Origin of the sequence: Streptomyces sp. NPDC059788 (assembly GCF_042732265.1) — a bacterium.
Classification (GTDB): Bacteria; Actinomycetota; Actinomycetes; order Streptomycetales; family Streptomycetaceae; genus Streptomyces.
In genome coordinates this window covers 268,536-285,734 of the sequence record NZ_JBHWHY010000002.1, presented here as the reverse complement: position 1 = coordinate 285,734, position 17,199 = coordinate 268,536, and the positions used below count along the sequence as shown (strand labels likewise).

The 17,199-nt window shown below is 74.3% G+C and carries 13 protein-coding genes; 10 read left to right on the top strand and 3 right to left on the bottom strand.

Annotated elements, in window-relative coordinates; translation table 11 throughout:
* Positions 1 to 31 precede the first annotated feature (31 nt).
* On the top strand, positions 32 to 1,039 hold the full coding sequence (locus ACFV57_RS03135) for a GntR family transcriptional regulator (protein WP_385225063.1): 1,008 nt from the start codon (positions 32 to 34) through the stop codon (positions 1,037 to 1,039).
* Here the strand turns inward: ACFV57_RS03135 and ACFV57_RS03130 are convergent.
* Together ACFV57_RS03130 and ACFV57_RS03125 are read right to left on the bottom strand one after the other, a co-directional pair.
* Positions 1,005 to 2,240 (bottom strand): helix-turn-helix domain-containing protein, encoded by a 1,236-nt coding sequence (locus tag ACFV57_RS03130; protein ID WP_385225061.1) that lies wholly within the window; start codon positions 2,238 to 2,240, stop codon positions 1,005 to 1,007. The two genes, ACFV57_RS03135 and ACFV57_RS03130, sit on opposite strands and share 35 nt — an antisense overlap.
* A 13-nt stretch (positions 2,241 to 2,253) precedes the next feature.
* The gene (locus tag ACFV57_RS03125; RefSeq protein ID WP_385225059.1) at positions 2,254 to 2,397 is read right to left on the bottom strand and encodes a hypothetical protein; all 144 of its coding nucleotides are present in this window, start codon (positions 2,395 to 2,397) and stop codon (positions 2,254 to 2,256) included.
* 202 nt (positions 2,398 to 2,599) lie between these two features.
* Between ACFV57_RS03125 and ACFV57_RS03120 the strand changes: the two genes are divergently transcribed.
* From ACFV57_RS03120 to ACFV57_RS03080, 9 genes are all read left to right on the top strand, one after another.
* A complete protein-coding gene (locus ACFV57_RS03120) occupies positions 2,600 to 3,547 on the top strand; it encodes a DUF3068 domain-containing protein (protein ID WP_385225057.1) in 948 nt (315 codons plus the stop codon).
* A 257-nt stretch (positions 3,548 to 3,804) separates the two neighbouring features.
* Positions 3,805 to 5,013 (top strand): glycosyltransferase family 4 protein, encoded by a 1,209-nt coding sequence (locus tag ACFV57_RS03115; protein WP_385225055.1) that lies wholly within the window; start codon positions 3,805 to 3,807, stop codon positions 5,011 to 5,013.
* A 7-nt stretch (positions 5,014 to 5,020) separates the two neighbouring features.
* The gene (locus ACFV57_RS03110) at positions 5,021 to 5,746 is read left to right on the top strand and encodes a class I SAM-dependent methyltransferase (protein WP_385225053.1); all 726 of its coding nucleotides are present in this window, start codon (positions 5,021 to 5,023) and stop codon (positions 5,744 to 5,746) included.
* Positions 5,743 to 10,371 (top strand): alpha-(1->3)-arabinofuranosyltransferase family protein, encoded by a 4,629-nt coding sequence (locus tag ACFV57_RS03105; protein WP_385225051.1) that lies wholly within the window; start codon positions 5,743 to 5,745, stop codon positions 10,369 to 10,371. Before ACFV57_RS03110 ends, ACFV57_RS03105 begins: the two co-directional genes overlap by 4 nt.
* The gene (locus tag ACFV57_RS03100; RefSeq protein WP_385225049.1) at positions 10,368 to 11,993 is read left to right on the top strand and encodes a condensation protein; all 1,626 of its coding nucleotides are present in this window, start codon (positions 10,368 to 10,370) and stop codon (positions 11,991 to 11,993) included. Before ACFV57_RS03105 ends, ACFV57_RS03100 begins: the two co-directional genes overlap by 4 nt.
* Positions 11,990 to 12,784: a class I SAM-dependent methyltransferase gene (locus ACFV57_RS03095; protein ID WP_385225047.1), complete on the top strand. Its 795-nt coding sequence runs from the start codon at positions 11,990 to 11,992 to the stop codon at positions 12,782 to 12,784. The genes ACFV57_RS03100 and ACFV57_RS03095 overlap by 4 nt, the downstream gene beginning before the upstream one ends.
* 7 nt (positions 12,785 to 12,791) lie before the next feature.
* A complete protein-coding gene (locus tag ACFV57_RS03090) occupies positions 12,792 to 13,841 on the top strand; it encodes a hypothetical protein (protein ID WP_385225150.1) in 1,050 nt (349 codons plus the stop codon).
* A gap of 114 nt (positions 13,842 to 13,955) precedes the next feature.
* Positions 13,956 to 14,189, top strand: a complete 234-nt coding sequence (locus ACFV57_RS03085; RefSeq protein ID WP_385225045.1) for a Trm112 family protein — start codon at positions 13,956 to 13,958, stop codon at positions 14,187 to 14,189.
* Positions 14,190 to 14,229: 40 nt separating this feature from the next.
* Positions 14,230 to 14,838, top strand: coding sequence for a hypothetical protein (locus ACFV57_RS03080; RefSeq protein WP_385225043.1), 609 nt, complete (start codon positions 14,230 to 14,232; stop codon positions 14,836 to 14,838).
* On the opposite strand, the gene ACFV57_RS03075 is transcribed toward ACFV57_RS03080, so the two are convergent.
* The gene (locus ACFV57_RS03075; protein WP_385225041.1) at positions 14,818 to 17,160 is read right to left on the bottom strand and encodes an ATP-binding cassette domain-containing protein; all 2,343 of its coding nucleotides are present in this window, start codon (positions 17,158 to 17,160) and stop codon (positions 14,818 to 14,820) included. The two genes, ACFV57_RS03080 and ACFV57_RS03075, sit on opposite strands and share 21 nt — an antisense overlap.
* Positions 17,161 to 17,199: the final 39 nt, after the last annotated feature.

The following is a 17,199-nucleotide window of genomic DNA, read 5'->3' as shown; positions in this document are numbered from 1 at the left end:
CCCCTGGTGCACTAGTACGGAGGTGGTCACCGTGGACCGTTCGCCCGCACCCCCGTACCGCCGGATCGTGGCGGAGATCCGGCGGCGCATCGACGCGGGAGAGCTGGCCGCGGGCGACCGCGTGCCCTCGACGCGGCGGATCACCCAGGAGTGGGGGGTCGCGATGGCGACCGCGACCAAGGCCCTCACGGCGCTGCGCCAGGACGGGCTGGTCCGGGCCGTGCCGGGAGTGGGCACGGTGGTCGCGGACACCGGTGCGCGCGCGGACGGCGGGCCCCAGCACCGGGTACGTGGCGGCGACGCCCCCGGCCATGCCCTCGACCACGGCGACGCCCCCGGCCCCGGCGACGCCCTCGGCACCCGCCCCGGCCTCAGCCGCGAACGCATCGTCCGGGCCGGCGTCCGGATCGCCGACGCGGAAGGGCTGCGCGCGCTGTCGATGCGCCGCGTGGCGGCCGAGTTCGGCGCGTCCTCGATGGCGCTCTACCGCCACGTGGCGAACAAGGAAGAGCTGGTCATGCTGATGGCCGATGCCACCTTCGCCGAGGTGGAACTGCCCGACCCGGCGCCGCCGCACTGGCGCGCGCGGATGGAGGCCGGGGCCCGCCTCCAGTGGAAGCTGTACCAGCGGCACCCGTGGGTCGCCCAGTACCTGTCGCTCACCCGCCCGCAGCCGATGCCGCACGCGATGGTCCTCATCGAGTGGACCATGGCCACGATGACGCAGTTCGACCCGCTGACCAGGCTGCGGCTGGCCATGACCCTGCTCAACCACGTACGCGGCACGGCCGTCTCGCTGGAGGAGGACCTGGAGGCCGAGCAGCGGACCGGCATGGACCGGGAACAGTGGATGGCGTCGCTTGAGCCGGAGTACGAGCGGATCATCGGCTCCGGTTCGTTTCCCATGTACGAGGGGATCAACGGCATCGACGACGCGGGGACGCTGCGGCTGGACGCGATGTTCGAGTTCGGTCTGGCGCGGCTGCTCGACGGCTTCGAGATGTTCAACGAGGGCAGGGAGGGCCGCCCGGCACGCTGAGTTCGCCGCGCAGCCGACGGGCCCGCAGCACCAGCTCCAGTTCGAAGCGGCGGTCCGGGTCGTCCACCTCGTCGCCCCACAGCTCCCGGATCTGGCGCAGCCGGTAGCGCACCGTCTGCGGGTGGACGCCGAGCCGGGCGGCCACCTCGGGCGCGCCGCCGCGCGTCTCCAGCCAGGCCAGCAGGGTCTCGGCGAGCCGGCGTCCGTGGGTGGGCCCGCAGTGCGCCAGGGGCTCCAGGCGCCGCCGGGTCAGGTCCTCGATCAGCTCCTCGGGCGGCAGCAGGACCAGCGCCTCGGTGTGCTCGGTGCAGTGCAGCAGTTGCCCGGCGGGCAGCAGTCCCCGCTCCATCAGATCGACCGCCGCGCCCGCCCAGCGCAGTGACTTCGCCGCGTCCGCCAGGGGTACGGCCGGGCCGAGCGCTCCCGACCACCCGGCGGTGGCCCGCTGGAGCAGTTCGCTGCGCCCGGCGGCGTCCGGCTCCGGCACCACCATGCGGGGCCGCTCGCACTCCATGTCCAGGAGGACGTCCGTGCCGACGGCCGGGGCGACGGACTCGCGGGCCGGGCGCAGCAGTACGGCCACGGCGACCCGTTCGGGCAGCGTCCAGCCGATCCGTGCCGCGCGGTCCGTGAGCGCGGGGGCGGTGTGCGCCCGCGCCCCGGCCGCGAACAGCTGGTCCATGAGCCGCCGTTGGTGCCGCAGCCGTTCGCCCGCCTGGCGGGCCGCGGCCTCGGCGAAGCCGCGTACGGATTCGGCCACCAGCCCGTCCAGGTACTCGAAGCCCGATTCGGCCAGTTCGTACATGGCGGGTGCCGGGATCGCGACCTGCTGGCCGATCTCGGCCAGCCGCCGCCAGGCCAGCCGTACCCCGAGGCGGTAGATGGCCTGGAGGGCGTCCAGACTGCGGCCCTGGATGCCCGCGCCGCGGCCGAACTCCTGGAAGATGCGGGGGTGGACGTGCGGGCGGTCCAGCCCGGCGGACATGTGCTCGACGAAGTGTTCCAGGGACTGCCGGATGCCGGTGAGGGCGCGCGGCTCGCCGTACTCGTCTAGGGCGAGCGGCAGTTGGGGGTACTCGCGGCGGATCTCGGCCAGGATGCGCCGGGCGAGTGCCGGGACCTCGTCGAGGGCGCGGGAGGCGAACTCCCGTACCTGCGCGGGTGGTACGTCGTGCCAGGCCGAGCGGACGGTCTCCACCACGCCTGCCGACCTCCTAGGGCGTCCGGTCGAAGGTCACCAGGGGCACGTTCGGCTGTTCGGGCGTGGCGCTCAGGACGGCGACGAGGCCGAGGGCGGCGCCGACGGCGAGGGCGGCGGCGGCCAGCGAGGTCAGTACGGCGGCGAGGAGTCTGTGCATGGCGCGGCGATCCCCTTCGTGGCGGGTACGTCGAGGGTTGCGCGGCGCACCGGCCCGGCCCGGTCCGCGTCGGCCGCGGTGCCTGCCGAGTGTCCAGAGGCATTGACGGCATGTCAAGCAGTCGCCTACGGTTCCCGCCCGTTCCCCGGACCGACCGCCACGCCGCACGTGCACTGCCCCCGCAGCCCTCAGGAGTGCTCGTATGCGCAAGACCGCCTCGCCCTTCTCCCTGGTCCTGCTGGGAGTCGGCGTCTTCCTCCTGGTGCTCGCCCCGATGCTCGCCTGGTACGTGACGCCACGCGCCCAGCGCACCCCGGTGGACATCGACGCGACCACCGTCTTCACCGGAACCGGCAGCTATTTCGACACCGGGACGCTGCGGACCAGGAACCGGCAGAAGATCACCATCACCCGGCACGTACTGGGGGACGTGCCGGAGAGCGAGCGCAGCGGCCGGGCGGTGTGGGACGTGTCCACGACCGTCGACACCCCGGTGACGCTGGAGCTGAGGGACCCGCGCAAGGCGTTCCAGTGGACGCTGGAACGGTGGGTCACCGACCGGCGCACCAACGCCCCGGTGCACTGCTGCGAGGAGGCGCCCACCCGTTTCGAGGGGGACGCCTACCTCAAGTTCCCCTTCGATGTGCAGCGCCGGACCTACCGCTGGTGGGATGCCACGCTCGGCGCCGCGGTCCCGCTCCGCTTCGCCGGCACCAAGCATGTGCAGGGGTACGAGGGCTACCGCTTCACGGGGACCGTCGAGCCCACCAGGACGGGCAGCCGGCAGGTGCCGGGACGGCTGGTCGGGCGGCCGCGGCAGGGCCAGGTCCAGGCCGAGGAGTGGTACGCGAACAGCGGTATCGAGCTGGTCGTCGACCAGCGGACCGGGCGGATCATCGACGCGTCGGTCTCCCCGCACAAGACGCTGCGGGCGCCCGGCGCGCGGGCCGACGCGGTGACCCTGCTGCGCGGTACGGACATCGAGTTCACGCCCGCGACGCAGCGCAAGCAGGTGGCGCTGGCCGACGCGGACAGCACCCGGCTCAAGACGGTCGGCGAGACGGCGCCGCTCGCGGCGGCCGTGGCGGGCGGCGGATTGACGCTCTTCGGGGTGGTGCTGGTGATACGCGGGAGGCGGCGGTTCAGCTGATCCTGCGCGAAGTGATGAGGCGTCAGGCGGAGCCGGGGCCGAAATTGTCACGCCGGTGAGTAGCCGCATCGAACAGGGCGGCGAAAACTATCCAGCTCACGCACCGACATCCCCGTAACCCGGCCCCCACCTCCCGTCCGCAGTCCGCAAGCAGCAGTCCGCAGTCGCAGTCCCAGGCCGGCAGGTCCGCACGACTCAGTACGCAGTACGTCCCCCCACACCACTGGTACCGCACCCTGAGACGAGTTGGAGCGCACATGCCCCAGCACGTACGACCGTCCTTGTCCGCCGCACACCCAGCACCGCCCGCACCGCCCGCACAGCAGACACCTGCCACCCGGCAGGCACCAGCCGCACCCCCCGCACGGCAGGCACCCCCGCTCCCCCACCGCATCGTCTTCCTCGCCCGCCGCGACCTGGGCAACCCCGCGGCCGGCGGCTCCGAACTGCTCGTCGACCGCATCGCCGAGGGGCTGACCGCGTACGGCCACGAGGTCACCCTGCTGTGCGGCGGTCCGGCTGCCGACCGCGGCTACCGGGTGCTCTCCGCCGGTGGCGACGCCGGGCACTACCTGCGGGTGCGGCGGCAGTTCAGCCGTCGGATCGGCGCGTGCGACCTGCTGGTCGAGGTCTGCAACGGCATGCCGTACCTGTCCCCGCTGTGGCACAGCGGACCGACGCTGTGCCTGGTCAACCACGTCCACACGGACCTGTGGGGGATGCGCTACCCGGCGCCCGCGGCCCGGCTCGGCCGCCGTCTGGAGCACTGGGCGCTGGCGGGCACCCACCGCGGCAACCTCATGGTCGCCGTGTCGGGTTCGACCGCCGCCGCGCTGCGCGGGCTCGGTGTGGAGCGCGAGCGCATCCGGCTGGTGCACAACGGTGTGGAGGAGCCGGGGCCGCTGCTCCCCGAGTCGCCGGAGCCGCTGTTCCTGGCCATGGGCCGGCTGGTCGAGTACAAGCGCGTCGACCTGCTGCTGCGCCTGTGGGAGCGGGTGCGGCCGGTCACCGGCGGCCGGCTGGTGATCGTCGGCGACGGTCCCGAGCGCGCCCGTCTGGCGGCCCTGGCCGGGCCCGACGTGCACTTCACGGGCCGGATCAGCGAGCAGGACAAGCACGAACTCCTGTGCCGCGCCTGGCTGCTGCTGCATCCGTCGCTGGTCGAGGGCTGGGGCCTGGTGGTCATGGAGGCGGCTGCCCGGCACACCCCTGCCGTCGGTTTCGACATCCCCGGCCTGCGCGACTCGGTCGACAACGGGGTGACCGGGCTGCTGGCGCGCGGCGAGAGTTCCTTCGCGGCGCACTGGTGCACGCTGGCGCTCAGCCACCCGCGCCGGCTGGCCCTGGGCGCCGCCGCCGCCCGACGGGCCGCCCGGTTCCGGTGGAGCGCCACGGTCCGCAGCTTCCGGGCGGTGGCGGGCGAGTCGTACGCCGAGGCGCACCTCGACCTCCCCGCCGGGCGGTGATGCTGAGGTGCGGGACCCTTCCCTGCGCAGATCTCTCACCCTCTTCCGCGCCTTCCTGCGCGAGCAGCACGACCCCGAGCACTGCTACGGCCTGCTCGCGCGGGACGCCGCCGACCAGATCGAACGGTACGAGCCGCTCGCCGGCCGCGTCGTCGCGGACATCGGCGGCGGCAGCGGGCACTTCACCGAGGAGTTCCGGCGCCGCGGCGCGCACGGCTTCCTCTTCGAGCCCGACCCGCGCGAACTGACCGCCCGCGGCCGCCCGCCGCGCGGCGCGGTGCTCGCCGACGGCTACCTCCTCCCGCTGGCCGACGGCGCCGCCGACATCTGCTTCTCCTCCAACGTCCTGGAGCACGTGGCGGACCCGCGGACCTTCCTCAGCGAGCTGGTGCGGGTCACCCGGCCCGGCGGCCTGATCTATCTGTCGTTCACCAACTGGCTCTCCCCGTGGGGCGGGCACGAGACGGCGCCGTGGCACTACCTGGGCGCCCGTCGGGCCCGCGAGCGCTACCGGCGGCGTACCGGGCGGGCGGCCAAGCACACCCTGGGCGAGAACCTCTTCGCGCTGCACGTCGGGCGGACGCTGCGCCAGGTCAGGGCCCGTGAGGACGTATGGATCGTGACGGCCCGCTCCCGTTACGCGCCGTTCCTCGCCGAAACGATCCCGCGCCTGCCGGGCGTACGCGAAGTAGCCACCTGGAACCTCCTCCTCATCCTGCGGCGGTTGCCATGACCCAGACGCTCGTGCCCAGCTCACCGGGATCGCCGGACGCCGGAGGCACCCCGGCGTCCGCGCCGGGCGCGCCGCCGCCCGGCCCGCCCCGGTCCCGGCGCTGGCTCCTGGCGTTCTGGGCCGTCACTTTCGTGCTCTTCCTCGCCCCGTCCTTCGGGAAGATGACCTTCGAGACGAAGCTCGGGGTGACCACCGACCCCTGGCGGTTCCTGGGCGACCTGGGTCAGCTGTGGCACGACCGGGCGGGGTTCGGCGGCATCACGGACCAGTACATCGGCTACGCGTTCCCGTCCCTGCCGTACTACGCCCTGACGGACCTCGTGCACCTTCCGGTGTGGCTCGCCGAGCGGCTGTGGATGTCGCTGATCGTCACCGCCGCCTTCTGGGGCGCGCTGCGGCTGGCCGAGCGGCTGCGCGTCGGCTCCCCACCGGCCCGGCTGCTCGGCGCCGTCGCGTACGCGCTGTGGCCGACGTTCACCATGGTCGTCGGCTCCACATCCGCCGCGGCGCTGCCCGGCGCGCTGCTCCCCTGGGTGCTGCTGCCGCTCACCGGCCACCGCGTCACTCCACGCCTGGCCGCCACCCGCTCCGCGCTGCTCATCCCGTTCATGGGCGGCGTCAACGCGGCCTCGACGCTGGCCTCGCTGCTGCCCGTCCTCCTCTACGTGCTGATCCGTACCGGGCCCCGGCGCAGGTCGCTGCTGCTGTGGTGGATACCGGGCGTCGTCCTCGCGACCGCGTGGTGGGCGGTGCCGCTGCTGCTGCTCGGGGTGCACGGCGAGAACTTCATGCCGTACATCGAACAGGCCGGGACCACCACCGGCACCATGTCCGCGACCGAGCTGCTACGCGGCGCCGGAAACTGGACCGGCTACCTCAACTTCGGCGAACCCTGGCTGCCGGCCGGCTGGACCATGGCGGCAGGGGCTTTCGCGATCATCGGCTCGGCACTGGCCGCCGCGCTGGGCCTCGCCGGACTGGCCCGCCGGGACGTGCCGGAGCGGCGCTGGCTGCTGCTGACCGTGCTGGTCGTGGCCGGTATCTGCCTCACCGGGTACGCCGGTTCGCTGGGCGGCCCGTTCCACGGGCTGTGGCAGGACTGGCTCGACGGCTGGCTGCGGCCGTTCCGCAACATCTACAAGTTCCAGCCCGGCCTGGCGCTGGCGCTCGCGTTCGGCCTGGCGCACCTGATCGGGGTGGCCGGTGAGCGGCGCGGCACCCGGCGCGTCCCCGGACGCCGCCACCTCCCGCTGATCGTGGCGCTGCTGACGCTCCCCGCGCTCGCCCTGCCGTACCTCGACGGCACCGTCCTCCAGCCCGGCGCCTTCAAGAGGCTGCCGTCCGCCTGGGAGCGGACCGCCGACTGGCTGGAGAAGAACACGCCCGACAACCGCGCCCTCGTCGTCCCCGCCACCGCCCACGGCATCTACACCTGGGGCTCGCCCATCGACCAGCCCCTGGACGTGCTGGCCCGGTCCCGGTGGGCGCAGCGCGACTTCGTGCCGTTCGGCACGCCGGGCGTACGGCGCGCCCTGGACGCCGTGGAACAGGCCCTGATGTCCGGTTCCGAGGTGCCGGGACTGCGCGACTACCTGCACCGGGCCGGTCTGTACGACGTCGTCGTACGCAACGACCTCGACCCGGACCAGATCGGTTACGTGCCGACGCAGACCGTCAAACGGACCCTGGAGGCGTCCGGTTACCGCAAGGTGGCCGGGTTCGGCCCGCTGGCCACGGACGGGAAGATCGCCCCCGGCACACCGGTGCAGATCCAGGGCCTGTACCCGCGCCAGCGGTCGGTGGAGATCTACGAACCGGTGGACACCCCGCGGCCCGGACCGGTCACCGCCAAGCCCGTCGCGGACACCGTCCAGGTCAGCGGCGGGCCGGAGGCGCTGCTCCCGCTGTCCGCCGACCCCGCGCTGCGCGCCCGCCCGGCCGTGCTGACCGGCGACAACCACCCGGGCGTCGGCACTCCGCCGCTCCAGCTGACCGGCGACGGGCTGCGCCGTGCCGACACCCGGTTCGGGCTGGTCAACTCCCATACGTCCTATACGTATACGCCCGGCGAGCGAAATCACCCGGACAGCGTCCAGGACCCCGGGCGCCCGCCGCGGCAGATCCTGCCGTCCGAGGGCATCGCGCACCAGACCACCGCGGTGCTGCGCGGCGCCGCCTCCGTCACCGCGTCCAGCAGCGGCAACTGGCTCTTCCACCTGCCGCAGTACGACCCGGTGCACGCCTTCGACGGCGATCCGGACACCGGCTGGGCCGAGGGCAGCGCGGGCGAGCCCGTCGGCCAGTGGCTGCGCGTCGGCTTCACCCGGCCCACGCCCGTCCCGACCATGATCACGCTGACGCCGCTGCCCGGCGACGGGACGCGCGCGGCGCCGACCGCCGTACGCGTACAGACCGACCGGGGCAGTGTGGAGAGCCAGTTGCTGACCAACGGGGCCCGGCAGCGGGTCAGGGCGCCGGCCGGCCTCGCGAAGTGGCTGAAGATCACCATCACCGGGTCGCAGACGCCGCGCGCCGGACTGTCCGGCGCCGGGTTCTCCGAGGTGTCCGTACCGGGCGTGCAGGTCACCCGGCTGCTGCGGCTCCCCGCCGACGCCGAGAAGTCGACGGCCCCGGCCGCGACGTACTCCCTGCACCGCGGCAGCGACCCCGGCGGCCTGTCGCCGGTATCCGCCGAGGTGGGGCTGCACCGCCAGTTCCGTACCGGCGCCGGCGCGTCGTACGAGGTCGCGGCGCGCGCACTGGCCGTACCGGGACCCGAACTCGACCAGTTGCTGGACCGCGTGGCCCCCGGACAGAAGCAGCGGATCACCGTCACCGCCGACTCCACCGCCTTCGGCTCCGGCCGCTCCCTCAGCCCCCGCAACCTCGTCGACGGCGACCTCACCACCGCCTGGATCGCGGGCGGCAAACCGACACTGCACCTGCGCTGGCCCGGCAAGCGCAAGATCGACCAGATCGTGCTGGCCGCGGCGGGCGGGCTGTCCACCCGCCCCGAACAGATCCTCGTCAACTCGCCCGACGGGGCGGCGACCGCGGACGTCGACGAGAACGGCCAGGCCCGCTTCGACCCCATCACCACCGACCGGCTCGACATCACCATCAGCAAGGCCAAGGAGCTCACCGTCCACAACCCGGTCGCGGACCAGGCCCTCCAACTGCCCGTCGGACTGAGCGAGGTCTACATCCCGGCCCTGGACGCGCTGCGCACCCCGCCGCCCTCGGCGAGCGACCGCTTCTCGCTCGCGTGCGGCGAGGGCCCGCCGCTGGCCGTGGACGGCACCCTGCACGCCACCAAGGCCTCCGGATACGTCCGCGACCTGACCGGACGCCGGCCCGTCAAGGTCGAACTGTGCGCGGGCGCGGCACGCGACGGACAGCTGGCCCTCCCCTCCGGACAGCACCGGGTGGAGGCCGGCGACCAGGGCCCGCTGGCGCTGACGGACATCACCCTCACCCGGGGCAGCGCCCCCGCGCCGACCATCGGGCGGCGCACGGTGACGGCACAGGACTGGGCGGGCGACCGGCGGTCGGTGCGGGTGGGTGTGGGCGGAGCCGCGTACCTCCAGATGTACGAGAACGCCAACGACGGCTGGCACGCGACGCTCGACGGGCGCGAACTGTCACCGGTCCGGCTCGACGGCTGGCAGCAGGGGTTCCTGATCCCGGCAGGCGAGAGCGGCCTGGTGAAACTGGCGTACGAGCCGTCCACGACGTACGACCTCGGACTGCTCGGCGGCGCCCTCGGCATCGTCGTGCTCATCGGCTCCGCCCTGGTACGCCGGGCACCGCGCACCCCGCAGGAGCCACCGGCGCCGCCCGCGCCGTCCTGGCTGCTGGGGGCCGTCGCCCTCACCGTGGTCGTGGCGCTCGCCGCCGGCCCGTACGCCGCGATCGTGCCGCTGCTGGCGCTGGTGGCGCGATTCCGGCCGGGGCTGCTCGTGCCCCTCGCGCTGTCGGCCATGGCCGGGGCCGGCATCACCGCGGCCCTCGGCGCGGGCGAACCGGCCGCCGCGGACGCCGGGGCCTTCAGCGCCACCGCCCAGGCGCTGGCCCTGCTGGCGCTCGCCGCGGCGGTGGTGACGGTGCCGCGCGCGAAGGCGCGGCGCGGGGCGCACGCGGGAGCGGTCCCCGGACCGGGCGCGGAACCGGCGATGGCCGGGGCGCCGGGAGAGGCGGGGGCGTCGGGGGCGGAAGGGGCAGGGGTGGAAGGGGCAGGAGCGGGAGGGGCAGGGGCGTCGGGGGCTGAGGGGGTGGGGGCGGGGCCGCCGGGGCCTGCCGCGCCGTCAGGGCCTGCCGCGCCGCCGTTGCCGCGGCGTCGGAGGCGGCGGGCGGCTCCGGGGGGCGGGTCGCCGCAGGAGACGGGGCCGGGTGGTGCGCCGCCGTCCGGGGCGTCTGGTCCGTATGGGCCCGTCGGGCCGTCCGACGCGTCCGGACCGTCCGGCGCCACCGACACCACTGGCACCACTGGCACGTCCAGCCCATCCGACTCGCCGTCACCACGGGACTCGTCAGGCACGTCAGGCCCGTCAGGCACGTCAGGCCCGTCAGGCCCACCGGACCGCAGCGACCCATCCGACCGCAGCGGGGAGGAACCCACCCGATGACCGCACTTCAGCCGGCACGGCAGGAACCGGCCGGGGACGGGCCGCCAGGTGCGGCGGGCCGGACCGTACGGCGGGTTCCGTTCCCGGTGGTGGACGAGATCACCCGGCACTGCCTCACGGACGAGGAACCGGAGACCGTGCACATCGAGGTGCACCTGCCCGGACGGCCGGACCCCGACCGGCTGCGGGCGGCGTTCCGGGAGGCGCTGTGCCGGCATCCGCGCATCCTGATGCGACAGGCCCCGCACCGCTGGTGGCGGCGGCGGTACGCGTGGGAGCTGACCGGCGTACCCGATGTGGACCCGGTCGTCTTCCCGCCGCCGGGCCCCGACGCCCTCGAACGGGCCCGGGAGCGGGCGCTGACCGACTGCCCGCCGCTGGACGCCTCACCGCCGGTACGCCTGGAGGTCGTCGACAGGGGGGCGGGCGGCGGGGACGGTGGGAACGGCGGCACGGTGCTGCTCGTCACCATCAACCACACCGCGCTGGACGGCCCGGCCTGCCTGCGGGTGCTGGCCACCGCCGCCCAGCTCTACGGCGGCGCGGACAACTCCCCGGCACCTCCGCCCGTCCGCGCCACCGGGGCCGCCGGGACCTCCGGGGGCGCAGCGAGCGCGGGCGGGGTGCCGCCGGAAGCGCCGCCGCTCGGCGGGCACCGCCTGGAGCGTCCGGTACGGATCGCCGCCGACCGCGGGCGCCGCCGCGCGACCGGCAGCGACAGCGGCAACGGCAACGGCAACGGCATGCTCATCGTCGAGCTGCCCGTGCCGGCCCGCCCGCCCCGCACCGACGGCGTGGCCGCCTTCACCGTCAACGACCAACTGCTCGTCGCCACCTGCCTGATGGTGGCCCGCTGGAACCACCTCCACGGACGGCCGGGCGGCCCCGTCGTCGTCACCATGCCGGTGGACGACCGCCCGCGCGGTACGGACATGCCCATCGGCAACGGCACCCGCCTGGTCTCCGTCGGCTTCGGACCGGCGGAACGGCGGGACGCCGCACTGCTCACCGCCGATCCGCCCGACCCGGCGGCGGTCGCCCGGCTGCTGCGGAGCACCGCCGCCCGCACCCGGTCGCTGAAGGCCGCGCCGGGCTCCCAACTCGGTTTCGGCGCCGCGCTGCTGACCGCACCGGTGCTCCCCGTCGGCGCGCGCGGCGTCCTCACGCGAGCGCTGCGCACCGCCGCCGCCCCGCTGGCGTCCACCACGCTGCTGTCCAACATCGGCCGCATCCCCTATCCGCTCGACTTCGGGGACGCGGGGCGCCCCACCGCCGTGTGGTTCTCGGCCCCGGCCCGGATGCCGCGCGGCCTGACCGTCACCACCGTCTCCGTCGGCGGGCGCGTCCAGCTGGCCCTGCGCTGGTCGCGGGCGCTCCTGGACGACGAGGCGGGCGCCCGCCTGGGCTCCCTCTTCGCCCGCTCCCTCGCGGCCACTTCCTGGCGGCCGGGGGGCGGGGGGCCGGGGCCCGGGGAACCGGGGCCTGGAAAACCGGAGGCCGAGGAACCAGGGCCCGGGGAACCGGGGGACGGAGAACCGGAGGCCGGAGAACCAGGGCCCGGGGAACCGGAGGCCGGGAAACCGGGGCCCGGAAAGCCGGGGGTCGCAGGAGGCGCCCCGTGACACGGCAAGCCTCAACCGCCACTCCCGCCCCCACCCCCAACCGGGACGGCGCGCACCGCGAACCCTCCGACGGCCTACGGGAGTTCTACGAGAACCCCGCCGTACCCGTCGCCTCGGGTGACGCCCGCAGCCGCCGCCAGGCGCTGATGCTGGCCCACGCCCTGGGGCCCGTACGCCCCGGCGCGCCCCCGGCCACCGTCCTGGACATCGGCTGCGGCGACGGGAGTGCCGCGGCCGTCGCGGCCACCGTCCTGCCCGGCCACCGCATCGTCGGCGTCGACTGGTCGCAGGACGCGCTGCGCCGCGCGGCGTCCCGCGTCCCGTACGCCGTACGCGGCGAACTGGGCGGCGGCGGGCTGCCGTTCGCGGACGCCACCGCCGACGCCGTCCTCTTCAGCGAGGTCATCGAGCATCTCGTCGACCCCGACGCGGCCCTCGACGAACTGCGCCGGGTGCTGCGCCCCGGCGGTCACCTGATGCTCTCCACCCCCAATCTCGCCGCCTGGTACAACCGCGGACTCCTCCTGGCGGGAGTCCAGCCAGTCTTCTCGGAGGTGAGCATGCGAGGCATCCACGGCCGGCCCGGCTCCCAGGTGGTCGGCCATCTGCGCCTCTACACCGCCCGCGCGTTGCGCGGCTTCCTGCCGGCCTGCGGCTTCGAAGTCGTACGGATCGCGGGGGCGCCGTACCACGACGTACCGCGTCCGCTGCGGCCTCTGGACCGCGCGGCCTGCCGGCTGCCTTCGCTGGCCTCCGTCCTGCTCGTCCATGCCCGCCGGAGAAGGGAGTAGGGCAGTGCTGTGGTGGGGCGTGGCGTCCGCGCTGCTCGCCAACGTCCTGTACAGCACCGGGTTCGTGCTGGAGAAGCGCGCCCTGTCCGCGCTGCCCGCACTCAGCACCCGGCAGCCCGCCCGGCTCGTCCGCCACCTGCTGAGCAGCCCGCTGTGGCTGGGCGGCTCGCTCGCCCTCGCCGCCGGCTTCGCCGCCCAGCTCGCGGTCTACCGCACCCTGCCCATCGCCGCCGCCCAGGGCATCTTCGTCTCCGGCCTGGTCCTGCTGCTCCTCCTGTCCTCCGTCTTCCTCGGCGAACGCACCACCGGCCGCGAACGGCAGAGCATCCTGGCGATCCTGCTCGCGCTCGGCATGGTCGTCGCGTCGCTCCAGGGCAGCGGCGCCGGCACCGTCACCCGCACCGCCCCCACCGGCACGCTGCTCGCCATCGCGCTGCCCTCACTGGCCGCGGGGCTGTGGCTGTACGGTGCCGCCGAACAGCGCGCCCGGCGCCGCCACCGCCAGCCGTCCTCGGGCGTGCCCTACGGGGTGGCCGTCGGCCTGCTCTACGGCGTCAGTTCGCTCGCCATCAAGGGCGTCTCCGGACTGCTGAGCGCGCGCGACCCGGCGGGCGCCGTCCGCGACCTGTTCACCTCCCCCTATCCGTATCTGCTGCTCTTCACCGGCGCGGTCGGTCTGGTGCTGTCGCAGACCGCGCTCCAACGCTGCCGCGCCTCCCTGATTGTCCCGGTCTGCACCACCGTGACCTGTGTCTTCACCGTCGCCTGCGGCACGGTCGCCTTCGGCGAGCCGCTGCCCGCCGACCCCCTGCGCCTCGGCCTGCGCCTGGGCGGCACCGCGGTCGCCGTACTCGTCCTGCTGGCCCTGCCCCGCCAGGACGGCCCAGCCGACCAGGACGCCTCTGCTGACCAGGACACCTCTCCTGACCAGGACACCTCCGCCGTCCAGGAGACCGGCCCGCCCCGAACCGAACCGGCCCGAACGGAACCCGCCCGAACCGAACCGGCCCGAACCGAACCGCCCCGAACGGAACCCGCCCGAACAGAGCCACCCTGAACCGAACCGCCCCCTACCGGCCCGCCCCGAGCACACCCGCCCCGCCCCGAGCATGCCCGACCCGATCACCTCCACCCCGAGCCAACGGAACCCGACCTCCCCCGGAGCTGAGGCATGACACCCGACGACCCGCTGCTGAAGATCCTCGCCTGCCCCATCGACAAGGGCCCGCTGTCCCTGCTCGTCCCGGGCGACGCCCTCTACAACCCGCGGCTGCGCCGCCGTTACCCGATTCTCGACAACATTCCCCAGCTCCTCCCCTCCTGCGGTGAACAGGTCACCGAGACCGAACACGAAGCCATCCTGCGCCGTCTGCCCGCGGACGAACGCCCACCCGAGGAGCCCTGACCGGGCCCGCCCGCCCCCTCCGTCCGCGAACATGTCCATCATGGACCCCACCACTGACAACGGACCCGACAGCGGCCCTGACGACGGCCCCGACGACGGCCCCCTCGCCTTCCAGCTCGTCCTGCTGCGCCGCATGGCCGACCACCAGCCCGGCCTGGTCGAGGACGCGCTGCGCACCCTCGGCGCCTCCCGCGCCGACCTGCGCGAGGCCAACCGCCGCTGGCAGGCGTGGGCCCACTCGCCCCGCTCCCGCGGCGAGGTGCGGCGCTACCGCTCGCTGCTCGGCCGCCCCGAGTCCGTCGCCACCCGCCGCATCGGCGACCTGACCTGCGAGGCGCTGACCTGGCCCGTACCGCTCTGGCCCGATCTGCGTTTCGAGGTCCTCACCGGCCCGCGGGGCACCGCGTGGAACGCGTGGCTCGTCCGGGCGCCGGGCGCCGCCGCCCCCGCGCTGCGTACGGCCGACGACCTGGTGCCCTGGTCCTGCACGGTCGACGAGGTGGCCCGCGCCTTCGCCCCGGCCCGCCCTATGGAGGGCACCGCACCGACCCGCTGGCGGCTCGCCTTCACGGCGCCCGACGCGAACGGCGAACCGCGGGACACCGTCGCGGAGTTCACCTGGGGCCTGCTACAGCGCACCGTCGAGTGACGCCCGCAGGCAGGCGGCCGTGGCCGAGCCGTGTGCCGACAGCAGGTCGCGCGGTGTCCCGGCGAACACGATCTCGCCGCCCCGCCGGCCGCCGCCGGGCCCCAGGTCGACCACCCAGTCCGCCCGCTTGACCACGTCGAGGTCGTGCTCGACGACCAGCACGGTGTTGCCGCCGTCCACCAGCCGGTCGAGCAGTTCCAGCAGTCCGTCCACGTCGGCCATGTGCAGCCCGGTCGTCGGCTCGTCGAGCACGTACACGCTCCCCGTGCGGTGCAGCCGGGTGGCCAGCTTGAGGCGCTGCCGCTCGCCGCCCGACAGGGAGGACACCGACTGCCCCAGCGTCAGGTAGCCGAGCCCGACCTCGACCAGGGACGCCAGCTTCCGCACGATCCCCGCCGCCTCGTCGCCACCGGTGGAAGCGGGATCGCCCGAAGCGGAGCCGTCCGCCCCGAAGAACGCCACCGCCTCCACCGCCGTCATCTCCAGCACGTCCGCGACCGACCTCCCCCGCAGGGTCAGCCCGAGCACCTCGTCCTTGAAGCGCCGCCCCCGGCACACCTCGCAGGTCGTGGTCACCGGGTCCAGGTACGCCAGGTCCGTGTGGATCACTCCGCGCCCCCGGCACGCCTCGCACGCCCCCGCCGCGTTGAAGCTGAACAGCCCCGCCGGCACGCCGTTGGCCCCCGCGAAGAGCGTGCGTACGGCGTCCATCGCCCCGAGATACGTGGCAGGTGTGGACCGCGCGGACACCCCGATCGCCGACTGGTCGACGACGACCGCCTCCGGGTGGGCGCCCACGAACGCCCCGGACACCAGCGTGCTCTTCCCCGACCCCGCCACGCCCGTCACCACCGAGAGCACCCCGGTGGGCACACGGAAGTCGACGCCCTTGAGGTTGTGCAGCGTCACGTCCCGTACGGTCAGCCAGCCACCCGGCGTACGGAATTCCTCCTTCACGCCCGTCACGCGCCGCAGTCCCCGCCCCGTCGGCGTGTCGGCCGCCGCCAGCCCGCGCACCGTCCCGGCGAAGACCACCTCGCCGCCCTGCGTCCCGGCCCCCGGGCCCATGTCCACCACGTGGTCCGCGATGGCGATGACGTCCCGGTCGTGCTCGACGACGAGCACGGTGTTGCCCTTGTCGCGCAGGCGCACCAGCAGGTCGTTGAGCCTGCGTACGTCACCGGGGTGCAGCCCGGCGCTCGGTTCGTCGAAGACGTACGTCATGCCCGTCAGGCTGCTGCCCAGGTGCCGCACCGTCTTCAGTCGCTGTCCCTCCCCGCCGGACAGGGTGCCGGCCGGGCGGTCGAGGCTGAGGTAGCCGAGGCCGATGTCGGTGAGCCGGTCCAGCGCGGTGACGGCGCGCGCCGCGATGGCCGCGCCCACCGGCTCGTCCGCCGGGTCGATGCCCCGCAGGACCCGGCTCAGTTCGGTGGCCTCCAGTGCCGCCATCTCGGCGATGGACAGTCCGGCGACCCGGGATTTCAGCGCCGCCGCGGTGAGCCGTCCGCCCTGGCACAGCGGGCACGTCCCTTCCTCGACGAAGCCGCGCACCATCTGCCGGGTCTTCTCGGCGAGCGCCGACAGGTCCCGCTTCACATAGCGCCGGTCGAAGTTCTCGACCAGTCCCTCGTACGTGTTGTTGTAGGCCTGCTCGCCGCGCTTGACCTTGAAGCCCTTGCCGTACAGGAGGAGGTCCCACTCCCGGGGCGTGAACCGGTTCAGCGGCTTGTCGGGGTCGAAGAGGCCGGAGGCCGCGTAGATCTGCCAGCCCGCCGTGCCGACGGCGAGGGGCGGGAAGCGGAGCGCGCCGTCGTTGAGGGAGCGGCCGGTGTCCAGGAAGCGGTCGAGGTCGATACGGGTGGTGCGGCCCAGCCCGGCGCACTCGGGGCACATCCCGGCGGGGTCGTTGAAGGAGTACGTGGTGGCCTCGCCGGCGCTCGGGGTGCCGCAGCGCGAGTACAGCACCCGCAGGATCGCGTGGATGTCGGTCAGCGTGCCGACGGTGGACCGGGCGCCGCCCCCGATGGGCCGCTGGTCCACGACGATCGCCGGGGCGAGTCGCTCGATGGTGTCCGCCTTCGGCCGTTCGTGTTTGGGCAGCTGGTTGCGTATGTACCAGGTGAACGTCTCGTTCAGCTGGCGCTGCGACTCCACCGCCACGGTGTCGAAGACCACCGAGGACTTGCCCGAGCCGGACACCCCGGTGAAGACCGTGATGCGCCCTTTGGGGATCTCCAGGTCCACGTCCTTGAGATTGTGCTCACGCGCCCCGGTGATGGTGATGCGGTCGGTGCCGGTGCTGTCCGCGTTCTGTGCTCCCATACCGGCCACGCTAGGAACGAAATAGGTCAGATCATGACC

Bases quoted from the DNA above. Each gene is read 5' to 3' on its own strand.
- ACFV57_RS03125 (WP_385225059.1), bottom strand. From the start codon at position 2,397: ATGCACAGACTCCTCGCCGCCGTACTGACCTCGCTGGCCGCCGCCGCC.
- ACFV57_RS03120 (WP_385225057.1), top strand. From the start codon at position 2,600: ATGCGCAAGACCGCCTCGCCCTTCTCCCTGGTCCTGCTGGGAGTCGGC.
- ACFV57_RS03115 (WP_385225055.1), top strand. From the start codon at position 3,805: ATGCCCCAGCACGTACGACCGTCCTTGTCCGCCGCACACCCAGCACCG.
- ACFV57_RS03105 (WP_385225051.1), top strand. From the start codon at position 5,743: ATGACCCAGACGCTCGTGCCCAGCTCACCGGGATCGCCGGACGCCGGA.
- ACFV57_RS03100 (WP_385225049.1), top strand. From the start codon at position 10,368: ATGACCGCACTTCAGCCGGCACGGCAGGAACCGGCCGGGGACGGGCCG.
- ACFV57_RS03085 (WP_385225045.1), top strand. From the start codon at position 13,956: ATGACACCCGACGACCCGCTGCTGAAGATCCTCGCCTGCCCCATCGAC.
- ACFV57_RS03080 (WP_385225043.1), top strand. From the start codon at position 14,230: ATGGACCCCACCACTGACAACGGACCCGACAGCGGCCCTGACGACGGC.
- ACFV57_RS03075 (WP_385225041.1), bottom strand. From the start codon at position 17,160: ATGGGAGCACAGAACGCGGACAGCACCGGCACCGACCGCATCACCATC.